Annotated in this window: 18 protein-coding genes; 9 read left to right on the plus strand and 9 right to left on the minus strand. The window is 70.6% G+C overall.

Going from position 1 to position 22,238, the window contains the following annotated elements; translation table 11 throughout:
• The first annotated feature begins 2 nt into the window (after positions 1-2).
• Both npdG and OG430_RS34395 read left to right on the plus strand, forming a co-directional pair.
• On the plus strand, positions 3-719 hold the full coding sequence (gene npdG / locus OG430_RS34390) for an NADPH-dependent F420 reductase (RefSeq protein WP_327356545.1): 717 nt from the start codon (positions 3-5) through the stop codon (positions 717-719).
• A 66-nt stretch (positions 720-785) separates the two neighbouring features.
• Positions 786-980, plus strand: a complete 195-nt coding sequence (locus tag OG430_RS34395; protein WP_327356546.1) for a hypothetical protein — start codon at positions 786-788, stop codon at positions 978-980.
• 18 nt (positions 981-998) lie between these two features.
• On the opposite strand, the gene OG430_RS34400 is transcribed toward OG430_RS34395, so the two are convergent.
• Positions 999-1,811 carry a site-2 protease family protein gene (locus OG430_RS34400; protein ID WP_327356547.1) on the minus strand — a complete coding sequence of 271 codons (813 nt, stop codon included), beginning with the start codon at positions 1,809-1,811 and terminating at the stop codon, positions 999-1,001.
• A 126-nt stretch (positions 1,812-1,937) separates the two neighbouring features.
• Here OG430_RS34400 and OG430_RS34405 point away from each other — a divergent pair, with 126 nt between their 5' ends.
• A complete protein-coding gene (locus OG430_RS34405) occupies positions 1,938-5,597 on the plus strand; it encodes an AfsR/SARP family transcriptional regulator (protein WP_327356548.1) in 3,660 nt (1,219 codons plus the stop codon).
• Between the two features lie 57 nt (positions 5,598-5,654).
• Here the strand turns inward: OG430_RS34405 and OG430_RS34410 are convergent, their stop codons facing one another.
• From OG430_RS34410 to panB, 3 genes are all read right to left on the minus strand, one after another.
• Positions 5,655-6,491, minus strand: coding sequence for an ABC transporter permease (locus OG430_RS34410; protein WP_327356549.1), 837 nt, complete (start codon positions 6,489-6,491; stop codon positions 5,655-5,657).
• Entirely contained in the window at positions 6,488-7,507 is a 1,020-nt protein-coding gene (locus OG430_RS34415; protein WP_327356550.1) for an ATP-binding cassette domain-containing protein, read from the minus strand. Before OG430_RS34415 ends, OG430_RS34410 begins: the two co-directional genes overlap by 4 nt.
• Before the next feature lie 164 nt (positions 7,508-7,671).
• Positions 7,672-8,535, minus strand: coding sequence for a 3-methyl-2-oxobutanoate hydroxymethyltransferase (gene panB / locus OG430_RS34420; protein WP_327356551.1), 864 nt, complete (start codon positions 8,533-8,535; stop codon positions 7,672-7,674).
• A gap of 230 nt (positions 8,536-8,765) precedes the next feature.
• Between panB and OG430_RS34425 the strand changes: the two genes are divergently transcribed.
• The 3 genes from OG430_RS34425 (at position 8,766) to OG430_RS34435 (ending at position 12,455) form a co-directional block, all read left to right on the plus strand.
• Positions 8,766-10,361, plus strand: a complete 1,596-nt coding sequence (locus OG430_RS34425) for an MFS transporter (protein WP_327356552.1) — start codon at positions 8,766-8,768, stop codon at positions 10,359-10,361.
• 212 nt (positions 10,362-10,573) lie between these two features.
• Positions 10,574-11,182 (plus strand): TetR/AcrR family transcriptional regulator, encoded by a 609-nt coding sequence (locus OG430_RS34430; RefSeq protein ID WP_327356553.1) that lies wholly within the window; start codon positions 10,574-10,576, stop codon positions 11,180-11,182.
• Between the two features lie 250 nt (positions 11,183-11,432).
• Positions 11,433-12,455 (plus strand): endonuclease/exonuclease/phosphatase family protein, encoded by a 1,023-nt coding sequence (locus tag OG430_RS34435; RefSeq protein WP_327356554.1) that lies wholly within the window; start codon positions 11,433-11,435, stop codon positions 12,453-12,455.
• Between the two features lie 82 nt (positions 12,456-12,537).
• Here OG430_RS34435 and OG430_RS34440 read toward each other — a convergent pair whose 3' ends face one another.
• From OG430_RS34440 to OG430_RS34455, 4 genes are all read right to left on the minus strand, one after another.
• On the minus strand, positions 12,538-14,292 hold the full coding sequence (locus OG430_RS34440; protein ID WP_327356555.1) for an NAD+ synthase: 1,755 nt from the start codon (positions 14,290-14,292) through the stop codon (positions 12,538-12,540).
• A gap of 98 nt (positions 14,293-14,390) precedes the next feature.
• The gene (locus OG430_RS34445) at positions 14,391-15,362 is read right to left on the minus strand and encodes a DUF4190 domain-containing protein (protein WP_327356556.1); all 972 of its coding nucleotides are present in this window, start codon (positions 15,360-15,362) and stop codon (positions 14,391-14,393) included.
• Positions 15,363-15,537: 175 nt separating this feature from the next.
• A complete protein-coding gene (locus OG430_RS34450; protein ID WP_327356557.1) occupies positions 15,538-17,172 on the minus strand; it encodes a multicopper oxidase family protein in 1,635 nt (544 codons plus the stop codon).
• A gap of 159 nt (positions 17,173-17,331) precedes the next feature.
• Positions 17,332-17,895: a hypothetical protein gene (locus OG430_RS34455; protein WP_327356558.1), complete on the minus strand. Its 564-nt coding sequence runs from the start codon at positions 17,893-17,895 to the stop codon at positions 17,332-17,334.
• Between the two features lie 70 nt (positions 17,896-17,965).
• Here OG430_RS34455 and OG430_RS34460 point away from each other — a divergent pair, with 70 nt between their 5' ends.
• Genes OG430_RS34460 through OG430_RS34470 form a run of 3 tightly spaced genes read left to right on the plus strand, consistent with a single transcriptional unit; the run spans position 17,966 to position 21,033 of the window.
• Positions 17,966-19,438: an APC family permease gene (locus tag OG430_RS34460; protein ID WP_327356559.1), complete on the plus strand. Its 1,473-nt coding sequence runs from the start codon at positions 17,966-17,968 to the stop codon at positions 19,436-19,438.
• 33 nt (positions 19,439-19,471) lie between these two features.
• Positions 19,472-20,203 (plus strand): DUF998 domain-containing protein, encoded by a 732-nt coding sequence (locus OG430_RS34465; protein ID WP_327356560.1) that lies wholly within the window; start codon positions 19,472-19,474, stop codon positions 20,201-20,203.
• Positions 20,200-21,033 (plus strand): alpha/beta fold hydrolase, encoded by an 834-nt coding sequence (locus OG430_RS34470; RefSeq protein WP_327356561.1) that lies wholly within the window; start codon positions 20,200-20,202, stop codon positions 21,031-21,033. Before OG430_RS34465 ends, OG430_RS34470 begins: the two co-directional genes overlap by 4 nt.
• 84 nt (positions 21,034-21,117) lie before the next feature.
• Here OG430_RS34470 and OG430_RS34475 read toward each other — a convergent pair whose 3' ends face one another.
• Positions 21,118-22,212, minus strand: a complete 1,095-nt coding sequence (locus OG430_RS34475) for a LacI family DNA-binding transcriptional regulator (protein ID WP_327356562.1) — start codon at positions 22,210-22,212, stop codon at positions 21,118-21,120.
• Positions 22,213-22,238 lie beyond the last annotated feature (26 nt).

Here is a 22,238-nt window from a genome sequence, read left to right on the forward strand (position 1 = left end):
GTATGACTGCGAATGATGACGTGACGAAGGCTCCCGCCAAGGCCCCCGCGAAGGACCCCTGGGACCTCCCCGATGTGTCCGGCCTGGTGGTCGGCGTGCTCGGCGGCACCGGCGACCAGGGCCGCGGCCTCGCCTACCGGCTCGCCCGGGCCGGCCAGAAGGTGATCATCGGCTCCCGCGCGGCCGAGCGCGCGCAGAGTGCCGCCGACGAGCTGGGCCTCGGCATCGAGGGCGCCGACAACGCCGAGTGCGCGCGGCGCAGCGACGTCGTGATCGTCGCCGTGCCGTGGGACGGGCACGCCAAGACCCTTGAATCCCTGCGCGAGGACCTTGCCGGGAAGCTCGTGGTCGACTGCGTCAACCCGCTCGGCTTCGACAAGAAGGGCGCGTACGCCCTGAAGCCCGAGGAGGGCAGCGCCGCCGAGCAGGCCGCGGCCCTGCTCCCGGACTCGCGCGTCACGGCCGCCTTCCACCACCTGTCGGCGGTGCTGCTCCAGGACCAGTCGGTCGAGGAGATCGACACGGACGTCATGGTCCTCGGCGAGTCCCGCGCCGACACCGACCTGGTGCAGGCCCTGGCCGCGCGGATTCCCGGCATGCGGGGCGTCTTCGCCGGCCGGCTGCGCAATGCCCACCAGGTCGAGTCCCTGGTGGCGAACCTGATCTCGGTGAACCGCCGCTACAAGGCCCATGCGGGGCTTCGGGTGACCGACGTATAAACACGATCGGGGCATGGGGGACACTGGACGGCGTACCGCATCAGTACCCCGACAGGAGCCGACCCCATGCCCCGCCTCGCTCTGTACGCCCTCGTCGTCTGCGTCCTCGCCGTGGCCGCGGCCGTGGTGTCCTTCGCCCAGGGCAGCTTCCTCGGCATCGTGTGGGTGCTGCTCGCGGGGCTCTCGTCGAACATGACGTGGTTCTACGTGCGGCGGGCGAAGGCCCAGAAGGCGGCGGCCACCGCCGCGCCGACCGCCTGACGCGGACTCCCTCGCGGGCTACCTGAGGCAGACCGGGTTGGCGTCCTTCCAGAACCGGTAGAAGTTGTTGCCGCAGTACTGGTCGAAGTCGTCCACGCCGAGGCGCTCGAGGATCGCGTAGACCCAGTCGAAGAACGCCTCGTTCACCGGCCCGAGCCACAGCACGCCGAACACCGCGAGCAGCCCGAACGGGGCGAACGGCGCCAGCTCGCGCCGGATCCGGGGCGACAGCCAGGGCTCGATGACGCCGTAGCCGTCCAGGCCCGGCACCGGCAGGAAGTTCAGGATCGCGGCCGTGATCTGCAGCAGCGCGAGGAACGCCAGGGCGTAACGGAACATCGGCGGCACCCCGTCCAGCGCGTCCAGCCAGAACGGCGCGGTGCAGGCGATCGCGAACAGCACGTTGGTCAGCGGCCCCGCCGCCGAGATCAGACTGTGCCGCCAGCGGCCCTTGATCCGGCCCCGCTCGATGAAGACCGCGCCGCCCGGCAGACCGATCCCGCCCATGATCACGAACGCGACGGGCAGCACGATGCTGAGCAGCACATGGGTGTACTTGAACGGGTTGAGGGTCAGATAGCCCTTCGCCCCCACCGTGGTGTCACCCCCGTGCAGGGCCGTGACGGCGTGCGCGTACTCGTGCAGACAGAGCGAGACGATCCATGCCGCGGTCACGAAGACGAACACGGCGAGACCCGGGTTGTCCGTGAAGGTGTTCCAGTCGTCCGCGAATCCGGTCCAGGCGGCCCAGCCGGACGCGGCCGCGACGGCGACGATCCCTAGGAAGACGGGGCTGATACGCCGGTCGCTGCGCTTCATGGCGGTGGTCATGCGACGGGGCTCCTGGGGTGGGGCGGTCGTACGGCGGGGGCGTGCCCGACCGTACCCGGCATATCGGGGGAACGTGGGGTGTTCGGGCGCGAGTTCCCTCGCATCCGTGTCGGGGACAATGGGCCGGTGCGCTACTGCTTGCTCGGCCCCACCCAGGCCCTCCGACCCGACGGCACGGCCGTCCCCGTCGGCGGGGCACGGCTGCGTGCGCTGCTCACGGTGCTCGCACTGCGGGCCGGGCGGACCGTGCCGGTCACCCAGCTCGTGGACGAGGTGTGGGACGGGGATCCGCCGGCCGACGCGACGGGTGCGCTGCAGGCGTTGATCGGGCGGCTGCGGCGTTCGCTCGGGCATGGCGCGGTGGACTCCGTCGAGGGCGGCTACCGGCTGTGCGCGTCACCGGACGACGTGGACGTCCACCGCTTCGAGCGCCTCGCCACCGAGGGCGGGCGGGCGCTGGCGGACGGCGATCCGGTCAAGGCCTCGGCCGTCCTGGACGAGGCCCTCGCGCTGTGGCACGGGCCCGCCCTGGCCGACCTGCCGGACCGGCTCGCGGAGGCCGCGCGCTGGGAGACCCGCCGCCTGGACGCCCGCCGCACCCGCCTCGCCGCGCTCCTCGCCCTGGGGCGGGCCTCGGAGGTGCTGCCCGAGCTGGGGGCGCTGTGCGATGCGCACCCGCTGGACGAGCCGTTGCAGGTGTTGCGGTTGCGGGCCCTGCGCGGCGCCGGCCGTGCGGCCGAGGCGTTGGCGGGGTTCGAGGAGGTACGGGCTCTGCTCGCGGACCGGTTGGGTGCGGACCCTGGCCCCGAACTCCGCTCTCTGCATGCCGAGTTGCTTTCCCCCGCCCCGCCCCTTCCCGAAAGTCCTGCGGACGGCTTCGGGGGCTTCGCCCCCGGACCCCCTTTGTCCTCAATCGCCGGACGGGCTGAAGAAGCGAGGCCTGATCAATCAGCCCGTCCGGCGATTGAGGACGCGCCCGGAGGGCGCAAAGCTCCGCAGGATTACGGGAAGGGGCGGGGCGGGGAAAAGATCGGCAACCTCCGAGCCCGCCTCACCAGCTTCGTGGGTCGCGAGGCCGACATCGAGGCCATCCGCGCAGACCTGAGCCGCGCCAGGCTCGTCACGATCCTCGGCCCCGGCGGCGCTGGAAAGACCAGGCTCTCGCAAGAGGCAGCGGAAGAACTGCCGGTGCCGGACGGCGCCTGGCTCGCCGAACTCGCCCCGGTCAGCGCCGACGCCGACCCGGAGGCCATCCCGGAGGCGATCCTCACCGCCCTGGGCGCCCGCCAGACCGTTCTCTTCGGCGCGGGCGCGGAAGAGCTCCGCCAGGCAGGCGACCGCAGCGCCGACGACCCGATGACACGCCTCACCGAGCACTGCGCACGCCGCCGCATGCTCCTCCTGCTCGACAACTGCGAGCACGTCGTCGAGGCGGCCGCCCGCGTCGTCGACCACCTCCTGGCCCACTGCCCCGGCCTCACCGTGCTGGCCACGAGCCGTGAACCCCTGGGCGTACCGGGCGAGTTGGTCCGCCCCCTCGACCCGCTGCCCGAGCCCGCGGCCCTGCGCCTGTTCGCCGAGCGCGGCGCCGCCGCACGCCCCGATTTCCGGATCGAGGACGACCCGGCGGCCGCCGCGGAGATCTGCAGCCGCCTCGACGGACTCCCGCTCGCCATCGAACTGGCCGCGGCCCGGCTGCGGATGCTCACCCCCCGCCAGATCGCCGACCGCCTCGACGACCGCTTCCGCCTGCTCACCAGCGGCAGCCGCACCCTGCTGCCGCGCCAGCAGACCCTGCGCGCCGTCGTCGACTGGTCCTGGGACCTCCTCGACGAGCCGGAGCGCGCGGTGCTGCGCCGGCTCTCCGTCTTCTCGGGCGGGAGTGACCTCGCGGCGGCGGAGGCGGTATGTGGGGGTGCTCCGATAGGAGGAGGGCGTGCTGCCGAGCTCACGGGGCTCCGCCCCGGACCCCCCAGTCGCCCTTCGGGCTCGTCCTCAAACGCCGGACGGGCTGATTCTGCCCCGGATGCCCCGGATGCCCCGGATGCCCCGGATGCCCCGGATGCCCCGGATGCCCCGGATGCCCCGGATGCCCCGGATGCCCCGGATGCCCCGCACGCCCCGCACGGCGACCCCGCCTGCCACGCCCACCTGTTCGTCGACCGCCGCGACATCACCGACCTGCTCGGCTCCCTCATCGACAAGTCCCTTGCGGTGGCCGTGCCTTCGACCGGTGGCGAGATGCGCTACCGGCTCCTGGAGACCGTCGCCGAATACGCGGGGGAGCGGCTCGACGAGTCCGGTGACCGGGACGCCGCCGAGCGCGCCCACCTGGTGCACTACCGGGAGTTCGCCCGCCGCGCCGACCCCGAGCTGCGCGGGTCCGGGCAGCAGGCCGCGATCGAGCGGATCGAGGTCGAGTACGAGAACCTGCGCACCGCCCTGCGCCGCGCCACCGCCGCCCGTGACGAACACGAGGCGCTCTGCCTCGTCCTGTCGCTGTGCTGGTACTGGCAGATGCGCGACCAGCGCACCGAGGCCCGCTACTGGGCCACCGCCGCCTCCGCGCTAGGCCCCGACCCCTTCGCACCCCCGGCCCGCCAGGCCCCGCCGCTGCGCGAGCGGTGCACGGACGCGCCGCCGCCCATGGCCGAGGACCAGCTGTGGGAGGCCAGGCGCGGCTGTGCCCTGATGCAGCTGGCCACCATGGACCACACGAGCGACGACTGGACCGGGGCCAAGAGCATGGAGCGGCTGCAGTGCATCGTCGACACCTACCGGCCCGGGTTGCCGCAGACCTGCTGGGTGCCCGGCTCGTTGTGGTTCTTCGCGGTGCTGCTCACCAGTGGTACGACCGACATCCGGACGATGCTCGACGCGACCGTGGACGCCTGCCGCGAGTACGGCTACCGCTGGGAGCTGGCCGCAGCCCTGCAGATGCGGGCCAATGTGCTGGCCAACCGGAGCGACTGGGCCGGTGAGGCGGACCGGGACGCGGACGCCGCGCTGGAGATCTTCCACGAGCTCGGCGATGCCTGGGGCGTGGCCGAGGCGCTGTCCGCCCGTGGTGAGGCCCTGGAGCGGCGCGGTGAATTCGTGCGCGCGGGCGAGGACTTCAGGCAGGGCATGGACCACGCGGAGCGGATCGGCGCGGCCACTCAGGCAGCGGTCCTCAAGGCGCGGTACGCGGGCATCCTCCTGGAGACGGGCGAGGGCGAGACGGGCGAGCGTCTGCTCCGCGAGGTGGTCGCCGACCAGGACTCGGCCGCCAACGAGGCGCTGCCGGCGGCCCGGATGTATCTCGCGCTGTGGCTCGGCCGTACCAATCGCGGACCCGAGGCACGGGAGCAACTGGAGCAGATGCGGGACCAGTTCCGCTCCGGCCCCGCGGTGATGTTCGAGGGCTTCGTCCTCGGTCTGCTCGCCTGGCTGGACAACATGGAGGGCAAGCACGAGCTGGCGCTCGAGCATGTGCGGGCCGGTGTGGAGCGCGCTGTCGATCCGCTGTCCCTGATGATCGCGCCGTATCTGCCGACGGTTCAACTGACCAATGCCGCCTGGGCGTTGGCAGGATCCCGCGGGCCGGAAGGCGCCCTGCTCGGCGCCCGGTGCCTGGGTGCTGCCGACACGCTGCTGCCCGAGGGCCACTTCGCCGCCCCGCAGGAACGCGAGAACCGCGCGATGGCCGAGGCGGCCGTGCGCGCGGAGCTCGACGAGGCGACGTACGACAGTGCGTACGCACAAGGCGGCGGCCTCTCCCTGGAAGAGGCCGCCGCGTTGTTCTGACCGGTGCCACAGACGCGATCCGTTCGGCGCCGGATCAGGTCTGGGGGTTGGCGCCCATCAGCTCTTGTTGGTGAACTTGCGGATGGCGATCGGCGCCATGACCACGGTGAGTCCGACCGTCCAGGCCAGCGTCACGATCAGGCCGTGCTGGATCGGGCCGCCGACCATCAGGCCGCGGGCCGCGTCGGCGAGACCCGACATCGGGTTGTACTTGGTGAAGGACTCCAGCCAGCCCGGCATCGACTGGGTCGGCGCGAAGATCGACGAACCGAACTGCAGCGGCATCATCACCAGGAAGCCCATGGCCTGCACCGACTGGGCGTTCTTCATGGTCACACCGAGCACCAGGAAGATCCACATCACGGCCGAGCCGAAGAGGGTGGACAGGCCTACCGCGGCGAACAGACCGGCCCAGTTGGTGAAGTCGAAGCCGACCAGTGCGGCGACGATCATCAGGACCGTGGTGGCGATGAGCATCCGCAGGAGCTCCACCGAGATCTTGGCGATCAGTACGGAGCCCCGTCCGATCGGCAAGGACCGGAAGCGGTCCATGATGCCCTTGTGGAAGTCCTCGTTGAAGCCGGTGCCGACTCCCTGGGCGATGTTCATGCTCATCATCGCCAGCATGCCGGGGATCACGTACTGGATGTACTGGTCCTGGCCGCCGCCGAGCGACTGGCCGATGGACCCGCCGAAGACGTACACGAACAGCAGGGTGAAGACGACCGGCATCAGGATGGCGTCGAACATCGACTCCGGGTCGTTCTTGATCCACAGCAGATTGCGGCGGACCAGGGCTCCGGTGTGCCGGAGGTTGGCGCGCAGGCCGATCTTGCCGTCGGCCTGGCCCTTGCGGAGGGCGGGCGCGTCGAGCGTGGGGGTGGCGGTGCTCATACGGCGACCTCCTCGAGTACGGGGGCGGCGTCCTGCGGGGCACTGGCCTTCTGGCCGGTGATGGACAGGAACACTTCGTCCAGGCTGGGCAGTTCGGTGGTGATGTCGGCGAGGCCGTAGCCGCGGGCGGCGAGCATGCCGACGATGGCGGTGAGCTGTTCGTCGCTCTGGACGGGCACGATGACCGCGCCGGCCTCGGCGTCCACGGTGGCCGTGGCGAGCCCGGTGAGACCGGAGTCGTCCAGGTCGGTGGCGATCGCGCGGAGCTGCAGCGGGTCGGCCGGGCGGATCCGCAGGGTGCGGCCGCCGACCTTGGCCTTGAGCTCGGCGATCCCGCCACTGGCGATGATCTTGCCGCGGTCGATGACCGTGAGGCCGGAGGCCAGCTGCTCGGCCTCCTCCATGTACTGGGTGGTGAGCAGGACGGTGACGCCCTCGCCGACCATGCGCTTGACCTCGCTCCACACCTCGTTCCGCGTACGCGGGTCGAGACCGGTGGTCGGCTCGTCGAGGTAGAGGACGGCCGGCTGGCCGATCATGGACGCCGCGAGGTCGAGCCGGCGGCGCATACCGCCGGAGTACGTTCCCGCCGGGCGCTTGGCCGCGTCGGTGAGCGAGAACCGCTCAAGGAGCTCGGTGGCGCGGCGCCTGGAGTCGGCCCGGGACAGGTCGAGCAGGCGCCCGATCATGTACAGGTTCTCGAAGCCGGAGATCTTCTCGTCGACCGAGGCGTACTGGCCGGTGAGCCCTATCTTGCGGCGCAGCTGGCGGGGCTGGGTGAGGACGTCGTACCCGGCCACGAAGGCCGAGCCCGCGTCGGGCTGGATGAGGGTGGACAGGACTCGTACGAGGGTGGTCTTGCCGGCGCCGTTGGGGCCGAGGACACCGAGGACGGTGCCTTCCTTGACCTCAAGGTCGACTCCGTCGAGGGCCTTGGTCTCGCCGTAGTGCTTGACCAGTCCCCGTACTTCTACGGCGTTGTCGCCGTGGCTGGGGTTGTTGTCGAATCGCGTCATGTCCTCAAGGTGAAGGACGCCACCGACAAACCACCGACAGGCCACCGACAGGTCCTACGTTCCCACCGACAGCCCCCGATATATCGCCGACGGCCCGCCGACTGGGGGAGTGTCGACGGGCCGCCTCTGTGCCGCGATGGCTCAGTTATCGCTGCGGGTGTACGTCAGTGAAAGGCGTGCTCTGCCTGCGGAAACGCCCCGCCGACAACGTCCTCGGCGAAGGCCTTGGCGGCGTCGCCCATGACGCTGCGCAGCTGCGCGTACTGCTTCACGAAACGCGGCAGCTTCCCGTCGGTCAGGCCCATCATGTCGGTCCACACCAGGACCTGGGCGTCGCACTGGGCGCCCGCACCGATACCCACGGTGGGGATCTGCAGGGAGCGGGTGACCTCGGCGGCCAGCTCTTCCGGTACGAGTTCCAGGACGACGGCGAACGCGCCCGCGTCCTGCGCGGCCTTGGCGTCGCGGAGGAGGCGGTGGGCGTCCTCGTCGCCGCGGCCCTGCACCCGGTAGCCCATGGTGTTCACGGACTGCGGGGTCAGGCCCAGGTGCGACATGACGGGGATGCCGGACTGCACGATCAGCTCGGTCTGGGCCAGCGAGCGCTCGCCGCCCTCCAGCTTCACGGCGCCGACCCCGGCCTCCTTGACCAGGCGGGTCGCCGAGCGCAGGGCCTGCACGGGGCCCTCCTGGTACGAGCCGAACGGCAGGTCGCCGACGATCAGGGCACGGCTGGTGCCCCGCACGACGGCGGCCGACATCATGACCATCTGGTCGAGGGTGACGGGCACGGTGGTCTCGTACCCGAGGTGGCAGTTGCCCGCCGAGTCGCCGACCAGCATCACGGGGATGCCGGACTCGTCGAAGACATTGGCGGTCATCGCGTCGTACGCGGTGAGCATGGGCCACTTCTCGCCGCGCTCCTTGGCGGCGGTGATGTCGCGGACGGTGATGCGGCGTGTGCCCTTTCCGCCGTACAGCGCCTTGCTGCCGTCGACGGGCTTTTGGGCAGCCGAAATCTGCGTCATTGCAACGGCTCCTTCTGGTCATCTCGAGGCACCCTTACGGCGTCCCCGGATCACGTCCATGGTGGCATCCCGCACCTGCTCCACGCTAGGGAGGCCCTTGGACCGGCCCGACCTCGGCAGGTCGACCGCCTGTGGACCCGCTTCGGGGCCCGCCTGCCGGCTCCGTAAAGACTTCCCCATCTTTCCAATACGAGACGGTCTCGTATCGAAAGTTCGCTAGGGTTTCAGCCATGACTTCGCCTGCCAACCCGTCCGCGCCCGCCGCGCCGCGGATACCCGAAGCCGTGCATCGCCGTCGCTGGGCGATCCTCGGTGTGCTGATGCTCAGCCTCCTGATCGTCGTCCTCGACAACTCGATCCTCAATGTCGCCATCAAGACGATCTCGACCCCGGCGCCGACCGGCCTGGGCGCCACCCAGAGCGAGCTCGAGTGGGCCATCAACGCCTACACCCTGGTCTTCGCCGGCCTGCTCTTCACCGCCGGACTCCTCGGTGACCGCCTGGGGCGCAAGAAGGTGCTCCTCGCCGGAATGGTCGTCTTCGGCATCGGCTCGATGCTCGCCGCCGAGTCCGGCTCACCGGTCCAACTCATCGTGTTCCGCGCCGTGATGGGCTTCGGCGCCGCCTTCGTCATGCCCGCGACGCTTGCCGTGCTCATGCACGTCTTCGAGCGCGAGGAGCAGCCCAAGGCCATCGGCATCTGGGCGGGCGGTGTCGGCCTCGCCATCGCGATCGGGCCCATCACCGGCGGTGTGCTGCTCGACCACTTCTGGTGGGGCTCGGTCTTCCTGATCAACGTGCCGATCGTGCTGATCGCGATCGCGCTGATGATCTGGCTGGTCCCCGACTCCCGCGACCCGAAGCCGGGCCGGCTCGACCCGGTCGGCGTGGTCGTCTCGGTGATCGGCCTGGTCCTGCTGGTCTACGGCATCATCAAGGGCGGCCAGCTCGCCGACTTCACCGACACCACGGTGCTCGCCACGATCGCGGCGGGCGTCGCGGTCCTCGTCGCCTTCGTGATCTACGAGAAGCGCAGCGACCACCCGTCCATCGACGTCACGTACTTCAAGAACAAGGTGTTCTCGGCGGCGATCAGCACCATCTCGCTGGTCTTCTTCGCGCTGATGGGCGTGACGTTCTTCGCCGTCTTCTACACGCAGAGCGTGCGCGGCTACAGCCCGCTGCAGACCGGCCTGCTGATGCTGCCGCTCGCCGTCGCCCAGCTGATCTTCTCGCCGCGGGCACGACTCGTCGTGGACCGCTTCGGCAACCGCGCGGTGTGCACGGCGGGGATGGTGACCATCGCCGCGACGCTCGCGGCGTTCGCGACGCTGGACGCGGACACGCCGATCTGGCTCCTGGAGGTCATCTTCTTCCTGATGGGCGCGGGCATGGCGCACATCATGACGCCGACCTCCGTGGTCATCATGCAGGCGCTGCCGCGCGAGAAGGCGGGCTCGGCGTCGGCCCTCAGCAATACGTTCCGTCAGGTGGGCGGGGCGCTGGGCATCGCGGTGCTCGGCTCGGTGCTCTCCACGGCGTACCGCTCGGACATCGAGTCCAGCCTCGGCGGGGTGCCGGCCGAGCTGCGGCACACCGCGGGCGAGTCGATCGAGGCGACCCTCGGCGTCGCGGAGAAGCTGCACCAGCCCGGGCTTGTGGTACCGGCTCAGGACGCGTTCCTGCACGCCATGCACGTAACCGCGTTGTGGGGCGCGGGAGTTGCGGTGATCGGGGCGATTGTGGTCGCGCTGTTCTTGCCGGGGCGGGCTCCGGCGGCCCCGGAGGCGGAGGTCGAGCGGGAGTCGGTGGGGGTCAAGGACTAGTCCCCTACCCGCCCCTTCCCGAAAGTCCTCAAACGCCGGACGGGCTGATTTCATCAGCCCGTCCGGCGTTTGAGGACGAGGCCGAAGGCCGTGATCCGGGCAGGGGTCCGGGGGCGGCAGCCCCCGAGGTGCCGTCAGGCTTTCGGGAAGGGGCGGGGCGGGGGAGACAATCCCCCTGAGCAGCAACGCACCCGCAGACACAGGAGAGGCGCATGACCCTGAACGACCACCAGGAGCAACCGCAGCGGGGGCGACCCCGAAGCGAGGCGGTCGAGCACGCCATCATCGAGGGCGTCATGCAGCTCCTGGAGGACGGCGTCTCCCTCACCGACCTCTCCATCGAACGAGTCGCCCGCACGGCCGGCGTCGGCAAGGCCACCATCTACCGCAGATGGAAGGGCAAGGAAGAGCTCATGGTCGACGTCATCCGCGTCGTCGAACCTCCCGAGCCCGTCCTCCCCGGCACCTCCGCCAGGGACGACCTCATCGCGCTCCTGGAATCCCTGCGCCAGCGCGGCCTGGCCGCCCGGGGCTCCGCCCTGCTGCACAACGTGTTCGCTCAGATGAAAGCCCTTCCCAAGCTCTGGGCCGCGTACCAGGAGACGGTCATCGAGGCCCGCCGCCGGATGGGCCTCGACGCGGTACGGCGTGGCATCGCGAGCGGCGAGATCCGCGCGGACATCGACGTGGAGCTCGCCCACGACCTGATCACCGGACCGATGCTGCTGCACTCGGTGCTGCGCCCCGACGACCCGCTCGACGAGGACCTCCCTCGACGCATCGTGGACGGGGCGCTCGACGGACTGCGCCCTCGCGACTGAGGCCGGCCGCACGCCCACCGAACCCCGGCCGCACCCGTACGCCCCGGCCAGGGAATATGCGCGTTTCGTCACAGCAGCCACCTGCCTGCGCAAATTCGGAACTGTGTGCCCCGGAACGTCGTCCTCCCGACAGAACGGCCGTCACAGAAGGCATGGACGGGCAAGGACGGCACCGTCCATCGCCTAGGGTCTTCAGTCGGGGACGACCGTGGGCACGGCACGGGCACGGCAGGCAGTGAGGGCGAACGGCATGGCGCAGACGTATATGACGGAGACGGGGAACGACCGCTCGGGGCCCGAGCACTCGGGATCCCGCTTCCGGCGTCTGCTCGACAGCTGGCGCCACGACTCCGGGATCTGGCGCCGCGGCCTGGTCCTCGCCGCCTTCAGCGTCCTGCTCGCCCTGGTGATGCTGCTGCACGCACACATCCCGAACCGCATCGGCAACATCGGCTCGCTGATCGAGACGTTCCTGCCCTGGCTCGGCATCTTCGTACCCCTGGTCCTGATCTTCGCCGTGGTCCGCAAGTCGGCGACCGCGCTGATCGCGGTGCTGCTGCCCGCGGTGGTGTGGGTGAGCCTGTTCGGCGGCCTGATCAGCGACAAGTCGGGCGCGGGCGGCGACCTCACGGTCGTCACGCACAACGTGAACGCCGAGAACCCCGACCCGGCCGGCACCGCCCGCAAGGTCGCCGCGTCCGGCGCCGACGTGGTCGCGCTCGAAGAGCTCACCGGGGACGCGCTGCCCACGTACAAGAAGGCCATGGCGGAGACGTACAAGTACAGCTACACCGACGGCACGGTCGGGCTGTGGAGCAAGTACCCGCTGACCGACAACCGTCCCGTCGACATCAAGATGGGCTGGACCCGCGCCCTGCGCTCGACGGTCGATACGCCCAAGGGCAAGATCGCCGTGTACGTGGCGCATCTGCCGTCGGTCCGGGTCAAGCTCAACGCGGGCTTCACCGCAGGCCAGCGCGACAACAGCGCCGAGGCCCTCGGCATCGCCATCCGCGACGAGCCGATCAAGAAGGTCGTCCTGCTCGGCGACCTCAACGGCACCATGAACGACCGCGCGCTCTCCCCGGTCACCTCGCAGCTGCGCTCCACCCAGGGCGCGGCGGGCGACGGCTTCGGCTTCAGCTGGCCGGCGGCGTTCCCGATGGCGCGGATCGACCAGATCATGGTGCGCGGCGTGGAGCCCGAGTCGTCCTGGGCGCTGCAGGACACGGGCAGCGATCACCTGCCGGTGGCGGCGAAGGTCACGCTCTAGCGTTCTTGACAGCAGCTTCTACGTTGCCGAAGGGGCCCGCACCAGTACGGTGCGGGCCCCTTCGTGTGGCGTATCGGCGTGGTCAGCCGTTCTCGCGCCAGCGGTTGGTGATGGGCAGCCGCCGGTCCTTGCCGAAGCCCTTCGCCGAGATCTTGGTGCCCGGCGGGTACTGGCGGCGCTTGTACTCGGCGGTGTCCACCATGCGCAGTGTCTTGCGCACCAGCTCGGCGTCGTACCCGGCGGCGATGATCTCGTCGGCGCCGCGGTCCCGGTCGACGTACATCGCGAGGATGCCGTCGAGGACGGGGTAGTCGGGCAGCGAGTCGGTGTCGACCTGGCCCGGGCGCAGCTCGGCGCTCGGCGGCTTGGAGATCGAGTTCTCGGGGATGGGCGGGGTCTGGCCGCGCTCCTCGGCGGCGCGGTTGCGCCACTTCGCGAGACGGAAGACCGCCGTCTTGTAGACGTCCTTGATCGGGCCGTACGCGCCCACCGAGTCGCCGTACAGCGTCGAATAGCCCACCGCCAGCTCGGACTTGTTGCCCGGCGCGAGGACGATGTGGCCCTCCTGGTTGGAGACCGCCATCAGCATCGTGCCGCGCAGCCGGGACTGCAGGTTCTCCTCGGCGAGGCCGGTGAGGCCGAGCGAGCCCATGTACGCGTCGAACATCGGCTCAACGGGCACGGTGCGGAAGTTGAGCCCGGTGCGACGTGCCAGCTCGGCGGCATCGCCCTTGGAGTGGTCGGAGGAGTACTTCGAGGGCATCGAGATGCCGTACACGTTCTGCGCACCGAGCGCGTCGCAGGCGATGGCGGCGACGAGGGCGGAGTCGATGCCGCCGGAGAGGCCGATGACGACGGAGCGGAATCCGTTCTTCGCGGCGTAGGCGCGCAGGCCCACGACGAGGGCCGAGTAGACCTCTTCGTCGTCGTCGAGCCGCTCGGCGTAGCCGCCGGTGAGCTCGGTCTCGTACGCGGGAAGCGGCTCCTCGCTCAGTACGACGTGCTCGATCCGCAGCCCGTCGTCCACGACGCCTGCCGGAGGTTGGGCCGCGGCGGCGGGCAGTTCCAGATCGAGAACCACACTGCCCTCGGCGAACTGCGGCGCCCGCGCGACGACTTCCCCACCACTGTCGACCACGATCGAGTCGCCGTCGAAGACCAGCTCGTCCTGGCCGCCGATCATCGCGAGGTAGGCGGTGGTGCAGCCGGCCTCCTGGGCGCGCTTGCGGACCAGTTCGAGGCGGGTGTCGTCCTTGTTCTGCTCGTACGGCGAGGCGTTGACGGAGATCAGCAGCCCGGCGCCCGCGCTGCGCGTCGCGGGAACACGGCCGCCGTCCTGCCAGAGGTCCTCGCAGATGGCGAGCGCGACATCGACGCCGTGCACGCGGATGACGGGCATGGTGTCGCCCGGCACGAAGTACCGGAACTCGTCGAAGACGCCGTAGTTGGGCAGGTGGTGCTTGGCGAAGGTCAGCACGACCTGGCCGCGGTGCAGCACGGCCGCGGCATTCTGCGGAGAGCCGGCGGGCTGGCCGTACTTGGGCTGAGCGGTCTCGGAGCGGTCCAAGTACCCGACGATGACGGGGAGTTCACCGAACCCCTCATCACTGAGCCGCCCGGCAAGCGCACGCAGCGCCGCCCGCGAGGCCTCGACGAAGGACGGGCGCAGCGCCAGGTCCTCGACGGGGTATCCGGTCAGCACCATCTCGGGGAACGCCACCAGATGGGCGCCCTGCTCGGCGGAGTGCCGGGTCCAGTGCACGATCGACTCGGCGTTGCCGGCGAGATCGCCGACGGTCGAATCGATCTGATTCAAGGCGAGGCGTAGTTGAGGCACGGGCCCAGTGTAATCGTCAGAGAGACGCGATGTCCTGCCGGACGGGTGTGGGGCGTCACACGCGTGGTGCCGCCCTCAGGGGGTTGCGCCCGCGGGCGCTACTTCGCCGAGCCCGTCCAGATGGCGTCCTCGTACGTGACCACCTCGGGGCCGACCTCGAGTTGGAGGTCCTTCGTCGCGTTGGCCGGGAGGGAGAAGGCGAACTGGGAGACGGCCTGCTTGCCGGGGAGGAGCTTGCCGTTGAAGGGCTTGGTGCCGTTGCTGCCGTCGAAGACCATTTCGGCGTCCGAGCCCTTGCCGTCGCGCAGGGTCGGCAGCGCGGTGTTGATGTCCAGCGTCTTCTTGCTGCCGTTCTTGATCGTGATCGTCACCTGGATCGCGACGTTGCCCTTCTCGTGGCCCGCCGCGAACTCGTCCGGCGTGTAGGGCTTGGGCTTCGCCACGGTGACCTTGACGCCGTCGTCATAGGTGTGGGTGCCGCCGAACTTCAGCGGGGCGGGGGCCTCGGGCTCCTCGAACTCGGACTCGGACTCGGGCCCGGTCTCGGAATCGCCGGGGTCGGACGGTGCGGTGGAGTGGGTTCCGCCGCGGGCCTTGTCGGACTCCTTCTTGACCTCGTCGGCCGTGTCCTTGATGACCACCACGATGAGGATCAGCCAGACGATCGCGGCCACGATGGCGAGGGCGCCGAGGATGATGCCGGCGAGGGCCATGCCCTTGTTCGTCGCAACGCCCTTGCGGGCGTTGCTGTGGCCTATCAGGCCCAATATCAGGGCGACTACGCCGAGCACTCCGCCGAGCCAGAACAGGAACGGGATGACCCCGGTGAGCAGGCCCACGATGCCGCAGACCAGGGCGGCGATCCCCAGGCCGTTGCGCGCCTGGGGTGCGTACGGCCCCGGCGCCCAGCCTCCGTACCCGGGCGGCGGGGGCGGTGCCATCGGCAACGGGCCGGGGCCGCCGCCGTGCTGGTGGGGCGCGGGGGTGGCCCAGGGGGACTGCTCGGGTGCGGCGCCGTTCGGTACGGCGTCGCCCGGTGCGGAGTCATTCGGGGGCGGGGGCAAGGTCATGTTGGGCGGATTCCTTCAGTGATGAGAGATCGGCCCACTTTAATCGAACCCTTTACCGATTCCTTACGGAATTTCCTCACGATGCGGTTGCGGACCGGGACCGGGACCTGGACCGGGATCGGGACGGGCCGGTCCGCAACCGACGGCGGGTGCTGAGGCGAGTGTGGGGCGGGTGCTACGCCCGGTACCCCAGCACCGTCATCATCCCCGCCTCCGAGTGGTACACGTTGTGGCAGTGGATCATCCACAGGCCCGGGTTGTCGGCCTCGAAGTCCACGGTCAGCCGCCCGTTGGGCAGGATCACCGCGGTGTCCTTGCGTGGCCCTCCCACCACATTGGCCAGGGCGAACGTGTGCCCGTGCAGATGCAGCGGATGCCACATCGAGGTCGAGTTGGCGAACTCCAGGCGGACCCGCTCGCCCGCCTTCACCGCGTGCCTGACGGACGGGTCGTACGGCTTCTTGTCGAAGGCCCAGTCGTACTTGGCCATGCCGCCCGTGAGTTGGAGCTTGATCGTGCGGTCCGGCTTGCCCGCGGGCAGTGCCACCGACTCGTCCGCCTTGAGGCGGTCCGCGGTCAGCAGCCTGCCGTTCAGCTCGGCGGGCCGCACCTTCGCCCCGGGCGCCGCCCCCGACCCCGTACGCAACAGTGCGAGCCCCGTCGCCTTCTTGCCCTCGGCCAGCGCGGTGAGCGGGAAGACCCCGTCCTTCGCGGTCACCAGGACGTCATAGCGCTCGCCCATGCCGAGCAGCAGCGCATCGGCCGACGCATGCCGCACCGGGAAGCCGTCCGTGTGCGTCACCGTCATCTCGTGGCCGCCGAGCGCGACCCGGAAGGCCGTGTCGCCCCCGGCGTTGATGAACCGGATCCGGATCCGCTCGCCGGGCTTGGCGCGGAAGTCCGAAGGGGCGTCCGGCGTACGGCCGTTGATGAGGTAGCGCGGGTACGCCACGTCGCCCGCGTCCCCGCCGAGCAGTTCGCTCTTGGCGCCCATCATCATCCGGGACGGGCCGGACGGCTTCGTCGGCTTCGGTGAGGGGGACGCCGCGGCGGGCGCCTTGCCCTCGCTCATCGACATGTTCGACATGTCGTGCCCCCCGTGGCCGCCGCCGCCGCTACCGCTGCCGCCCCCGTCGTCACCGCCCATGTCCATGCCCGCCCTCAGCTCGGCGAGCACCCCGTCCGGTGTCGAGCCGTCCACGCCGTCGACCCAGTCGTCCAGGACGACCACCCACTCCTTGTCGTACTTGAGCGGCTCCTTCGGGTCCTCGACGATCAGCGGCGCGTACAGCCCCCGGTCCTGCTGGGTGCCGGAGTGCGGATGGAACCAGTACGTCCCCGGGTGCGCGGCCGCGAAGCGGTAGGTGAAGTCCGCTCCCGGCTTGATGTCCTTCTGGGTGAGGCCCGGGACGCCGTCCATGTCGTTGCGCAGGGACAGGCCGTGCCAGTGCAGGGACGTGGCCTCGGGCAGGTGGTTGGCCAGCGTCAGGGCGAGCGTGTCGCCCGCGGTGACCCTGACCTCCTTGCCGGGCAGCGTGTCGCCGTACGCCCAGGAGGTCACGGTCCGTCCGCCCAGGTCGAGCGGCGTCCTCGTGGCGGTCAGCTTGACCTCGCGGACCTGTCCGCCGCCCGCCCGCTTCTTCTCGGCGGCGGCGACTTCGGGGCCCGCAGGGTCGACGTACCCCTTCGGGGCCGACTGGCCCCCATGACCTCCGTGCCCGGACCCGGAACCCGAGCAGGCGGCCAGAACTCCCGTGCCGGCGACGGCGACCGACGCACCGAGCACGGTGCGGCGCGTGTGATTGCGCATGGTGGAACAACACCTCGTCATCTGTGGTGTGCGCCGCGCCCGGCCACGTACGGCTGGGGCGGCTGTGTGCATGGGGCGCGTCCGCTGCTTCTGATACACCGCTCGACGCCCGGAGGTTCCACCTCTGGACGGAGCGATGCGAAACAGCCGTACGACGGCCTAAATGCGCAGCACGGAGAGACGGGAGAGCCGGGATCTCGGCGGCGGAGCGGCAGGCCACAGCGCCCGCAGCGGCGGGGCGCGCGGCGCCGAGGGAGCGGGCGCGGTCCCCGGCAGCAGGGCCGCGGCGACCAGCAGCGCCAGCGTGAACGCGCCGAGCACGGCCAGGCACACCGTCATCGGGTCCATGCCGTGCACGGGCACATCCGGCCCGGAGACGACCGGCCCGGCGGCCTCGCCGTGCACGGGGGAGCCGGCTGTCGCGGGCGCGTCCTGCATGTTCATCGCGGGAGCGTCAGGCCCGCTCGTCGTGACCCGCACCTGCTGGTGCCCCGCCGCCACCTGGCTGCCGTGCCCCGCCGCCACCCGGCTGCTGTGCCCTGCCGCTGCCGGCACGACCTCGTGCCCGCCCGCCGCAGCCGCCGCGACCTCATGACCGGAGGACGACGACGCCCCCGCATGCCCCACCGGATGCCCGAGCGTATGCATCGCGAAGATCCCGAAGAGCAGCGCGGCGAACAGCAGCAGCTGTCCCCATCGCCGTTCCCCGAGTCGCGTCGTCATGCGCCGCAGCCTACCCCCGACGGGTATCCGACAAAATGCGGGCCCCCGCCACCGAGCTGATCATGAGCGCATGACGACGACCGCGGACGCAGAGTCCGAAGGAACCCCCGAAGGAACAGCGGCCGGGTCGCCCGACACCGGCGCCGACACCGGCACCAAGCGGCAGTTCATCTCCTGGGTGACCCTCGCCCTGATGACCACCGCCTCGGTGGCGAGCCTGCGTCCCTCGCCCGCGATGGCCATCTACGGCCTCGCGGCGATCTTCCTCTACCTGATCCCCGCGATCGTCTTCCTGCTGCCCACCGCCCTGGTCGGCGCCGAGCTCGCGTCCGGCTGGACCGGCGGCATCTACCGCTGGGTGAGCGAGGCGCTCGGCAAGCCGCTCGGGTTCCTGGCGGTGTGGTGCCAGTTCGCGCTGACCATCGCGTACTACCCGAGCCTCCTCGCGTACGTCGCCTCGACCTTCGCCTACGTCGTCCACCCGAGCCTCGCCGAGAACGGCCTCTACGTCGCCATCGTCATCATCACCGTCTACTGGACCGGCGTCTGGATCGCCTCCCGCGGCACCAAGTCCATCGCCGGGCTCTCCTCGATCGGCCTGGTCGTCGGCACCCTCGTGCCCGGCGTGCTGCTCGTCGTCCTCGGCATCGTCTTCCTCGGCCAGGGCAACCCGTCAGCCGCACCGATGAGCCCCGACCACTGGCTGCCCCCGTGGACCGGCCTGGCCAGCCTGGTCCTCATCGTCAACAACTTCCTCTCCTACGCCGGCATGGAGATGAACGGCGTCCACGTCGCCTCGCTGCGCCGCCCCCGGTCCGAGTACCCGCGCTCGATGTTCCTCGCCACCGGCATGGTGCTGTTGATCTTCATCCTTCCGGCCCTGGCGATCAGCTGGGTGATGCCGTCGAAGGAGCTCAGCCTCACGGCCGGACTGATGCAGGCCTTCCAGGCCTTCTTCGACCACTTCCACATCGGCTGGATGACCAAGATCGTCGGCATCATGCTGGTGATGGCGGCGCTCGGCGGCATGCTGACCTGGCTGTCGGGGCCCGCCAAGGGCCTGGTCACGCTCGCCCGGCAGGAGGGCTATCTGCCGCCGTTCCTGCAGCGCTTCAACAAGAACGGCGTGCCGATGAACCTGATGTACGCCCAGGGGGTGCTCACCACCCTGATCGGCGTCGTCTACGCGTTCAGCTCCGATGTGTCGTCCGCGTACTGGATGTTCTCGGTGATCACCGTGCAGATCTATCTGATCGCGTACCTGCTGATGTTCATCACCGTGGTGAAGCTCCGCAAGACCCACCCGGACCACCCGCGCGGCTTCTGGACGCCGGCCGTCAAGCTGGTCGCGGGCACCGGGTTCGTGGCCTCGCTCGCCGCGCTCTTCATCGGGTTCGTGCCGCCCGACCAGTTCGGCAACCAGCCGCTGTGGCGGTACCTGCTGATCGTCGGCGGCGGGCTGCTGCTGATCGGCATCGTGGCGCCGGTCGCCTTCCTGAAGTTCCGCAAGCCGAGCTGGGTGCATCCGGATCACGTTCAGTGATGCCGAACCCGAACCCGTAAGCTTTATCCCACTATGTCCATTCCTGGCTCCTTTCGTGATGTACGTACCGTCGCCGTCCTGCTCGGGCTGGGCGCCGTCGCGTACACCGCCTGGGTGCTCGAGGTCGTCATGGCGACCGGGCTCGATCCCATACGTACGTACGTGAGTGAGCTGGCCGCCGAGGACCAGCCGCTGGGCGGGCTCTTCCGGGCCACCGACCTGGCCGCAGGCCTGCTCGTCCTCGCCGGGGCGCTGTGGGCGGTCCTCAGGCTGCGGCCGCACCGGCCCTGGGCCCGGGTCGGCTGGGCGGGCCTGATCCTCTTCGGCGCGGCCACCGCGGCCGACTCGCGGCTCCCGCTGAGCTGCACACCGACCGCCGACCCGGAGTGCGCCATACGCGAGACCGCGGACCTGGTGCCCGCGACCCACACCGCGCACGCCGTCAGCAGCTCGCTGTCGGTCACCGGGGCGCTCATCGGCATAGTGGCCCTCACCGTCGCGGCCCGCAGGTACCGCGTGTGGGAGCCGTTGGCCCGCTTGGGGCCCTGGATAGTGGGCCTCGAACTGGCCGTCACCGCCTGGACATTGGCGTCCGTCGCCGCCTTCCAGGCCGGCAAGGGCACGATGCTGCTCGGCCTCGGGCAGCGCATGCAGGTGCTGCTCATCGCCCTATGGCTCGCGTTGTTCGCGTTCTCGCTGCTCAAGCGGGAGCGGCGGCGGGTGCTGCCGCCGGTCCAACCGTCCCCCGTGCTGGAACGGCGATGACGTCCTCCTTTGTTCGCATCGGTGGAGTGCCGCACCACGTGGTGCTGGAGGGAAGCGGGCCCCCGTGCGTGCTGTCCGGCGGGCTCGGCATGGCGTGGTTCGACTGGGACGCGGTGGCCGCGCTCCTCGCTCCGCACCGGACGGTGATCCGCTTCGACCGTCCCGGGCTCGGGCTCAGCGGGCACGCGCGCGTGGCGCCCTCTTTGACCGGGGAGGCCGACCGGATCCTGCGGGTCCTGGACGCGTGCGGGGTGTCCGGGCCCGCGACCGTCGTCGGGCACTCCCTGGCCGGCTTCCACGCCGAGGCCTTCGCCCGGCTGCATCCCTCGCGGGTCGCCGCCCTTGTGCTGGTCGACTCCAGCGTCGAGGAGGGGGCGCGACCCCGGCCTGCCCCGGCCCTGCGCACCGGTGCGGCTCGGCTGGCCGCCGGGGCGTTGAGCGCTGCGGGGTTGCCGTGCGCGGTCGGGCCTTTGCTGCGTCGGGCCGCGGTTCGGGCTTCCCGTACGGGGGGTGGGGATCCGGCTCCGTACGAGCTGGTGCGGAGGGTGTATGGGACCAGTCGGTCGATGCGGGCTCTGCTGGTGGAGAACGCGCGCTATCGCGATCTGGCGGCGGAACTCGTCTATGTCAGGCGGCAGTTCGAGCTTCCTCGTGGAGTGCCGGTGACGGTGATCGCGGCGGGGGAGGGGCGGCGGTGGCTCGAGCGGCAGGCTCGGCTCGCCGTTGCGCTCGGCGCGGAGTTGCGGATTTCCAGTGGGTCGGGGCATTTGGTCATGTTTGACCGGCCGGGGGATGTGGCTTCTGCTGTGTTGTGGCCTCGGGCCGGGTGATTTTCTCCCCGCCCCGCCCCTTCCCGAAATGCTGCGCAGCCTTCCGCCCTGTGGGCGGTGTCCTCAAACGCCGGACGGGCTGATTCATGCCGGCGGCAACCGGCGCACGCTGTCCCGCACCACGATGTGCGTGCCCAGCACATGCCGCTCCTGGGAAGTCCGCGTCGTGCCCTCCAGGGCGAGCCGGACCGCCGTGCGGCCCAGCGCCTCGCCGGGAATGTGGATCGTGGTCAGGCCCGGCGTGACGTCGGACGCGACCGGGTCGTCGTTGTAGCCGGCCACCGAGATGTCGTCCGGCACCCGCAGCCCGTACTCGGACAGCGCCCGGATCGCCGCGGCCGCCACCTGGTCGTCACCCGCGAAGATCGCCGTGAACTCGGGCTTGCCGTCGCACTGTTCGAGCAGCTGGCGGATCGCGTGATAGCCGTGCTCGCCCCCGAAGCCGACGCCCACCTGAAGGGCCGGTTCCGGCGTGATGCCGTGGTCGGTGAGGGCCCGCTGGTAGCCGCGCACCCGGGCCTCGCCCGTGGTGTTGCCCGGGCGGTAGCCGATCAGGGCTATCCGGCGGTGGCCCGCGCCCAGGAGATGGCTGGTGATGGCGTACGCGCCCGCCTCGTTGTCGTACTCGACGACGAGGGCAGGGACATGGGGCGCGGGGGCCGGGCGCCCGACCAGGACCAGGCGGGACCCGGCGGCCGCGAGCAACTCCGCGTACCGGGACATCCGCTGGCGGTACTCCTCGTCCTCGATCACGCCGCCGACCAGCAGGACCGCCTCCGCGGCCTGTTCCCGCATCATCTCCACGATGGCCAGCTCACGGGCCGGATCGGCGTCCGTCGAGAACATCATGCAGAGCCGGCCCCGCTTCGCCGCCTCCCGCTCCACGCCCTGCGCGATATGGGCGTAGAACGAGCTGACCACGTCCAGGACGAGCACCGCGACCGTCTTGCGGCCCGCCCCCGCGAGCGCCCGCGCATGCGCGTTCACCACGTAGTCCAGGTCCTTCGCGGCCCGCTGCACCTTGGCCCGGGAGGCCGCCGAGGTCGGATAGTTGCCGGCCAGGACGCGCGACACGGTCGCTACCGAGACCCCGGCCCGTGCCGCCACATCCCGGATGGTGACCCGCTCGCCCACAGTGATTACCCCCAACTCGCCCTGTCCGGAGCGGTTTTGCCGCACCGCCCCGGACCATCATGCCGCCCTTG

The organism is Streptomyces sp. NBC_01304, assembly GCF_035975855.1.
GTDB lineage: Bacteria > Actinomycetota > Actinomycetes > Streptomycetales > Streptomycetaceae > Streptomyces.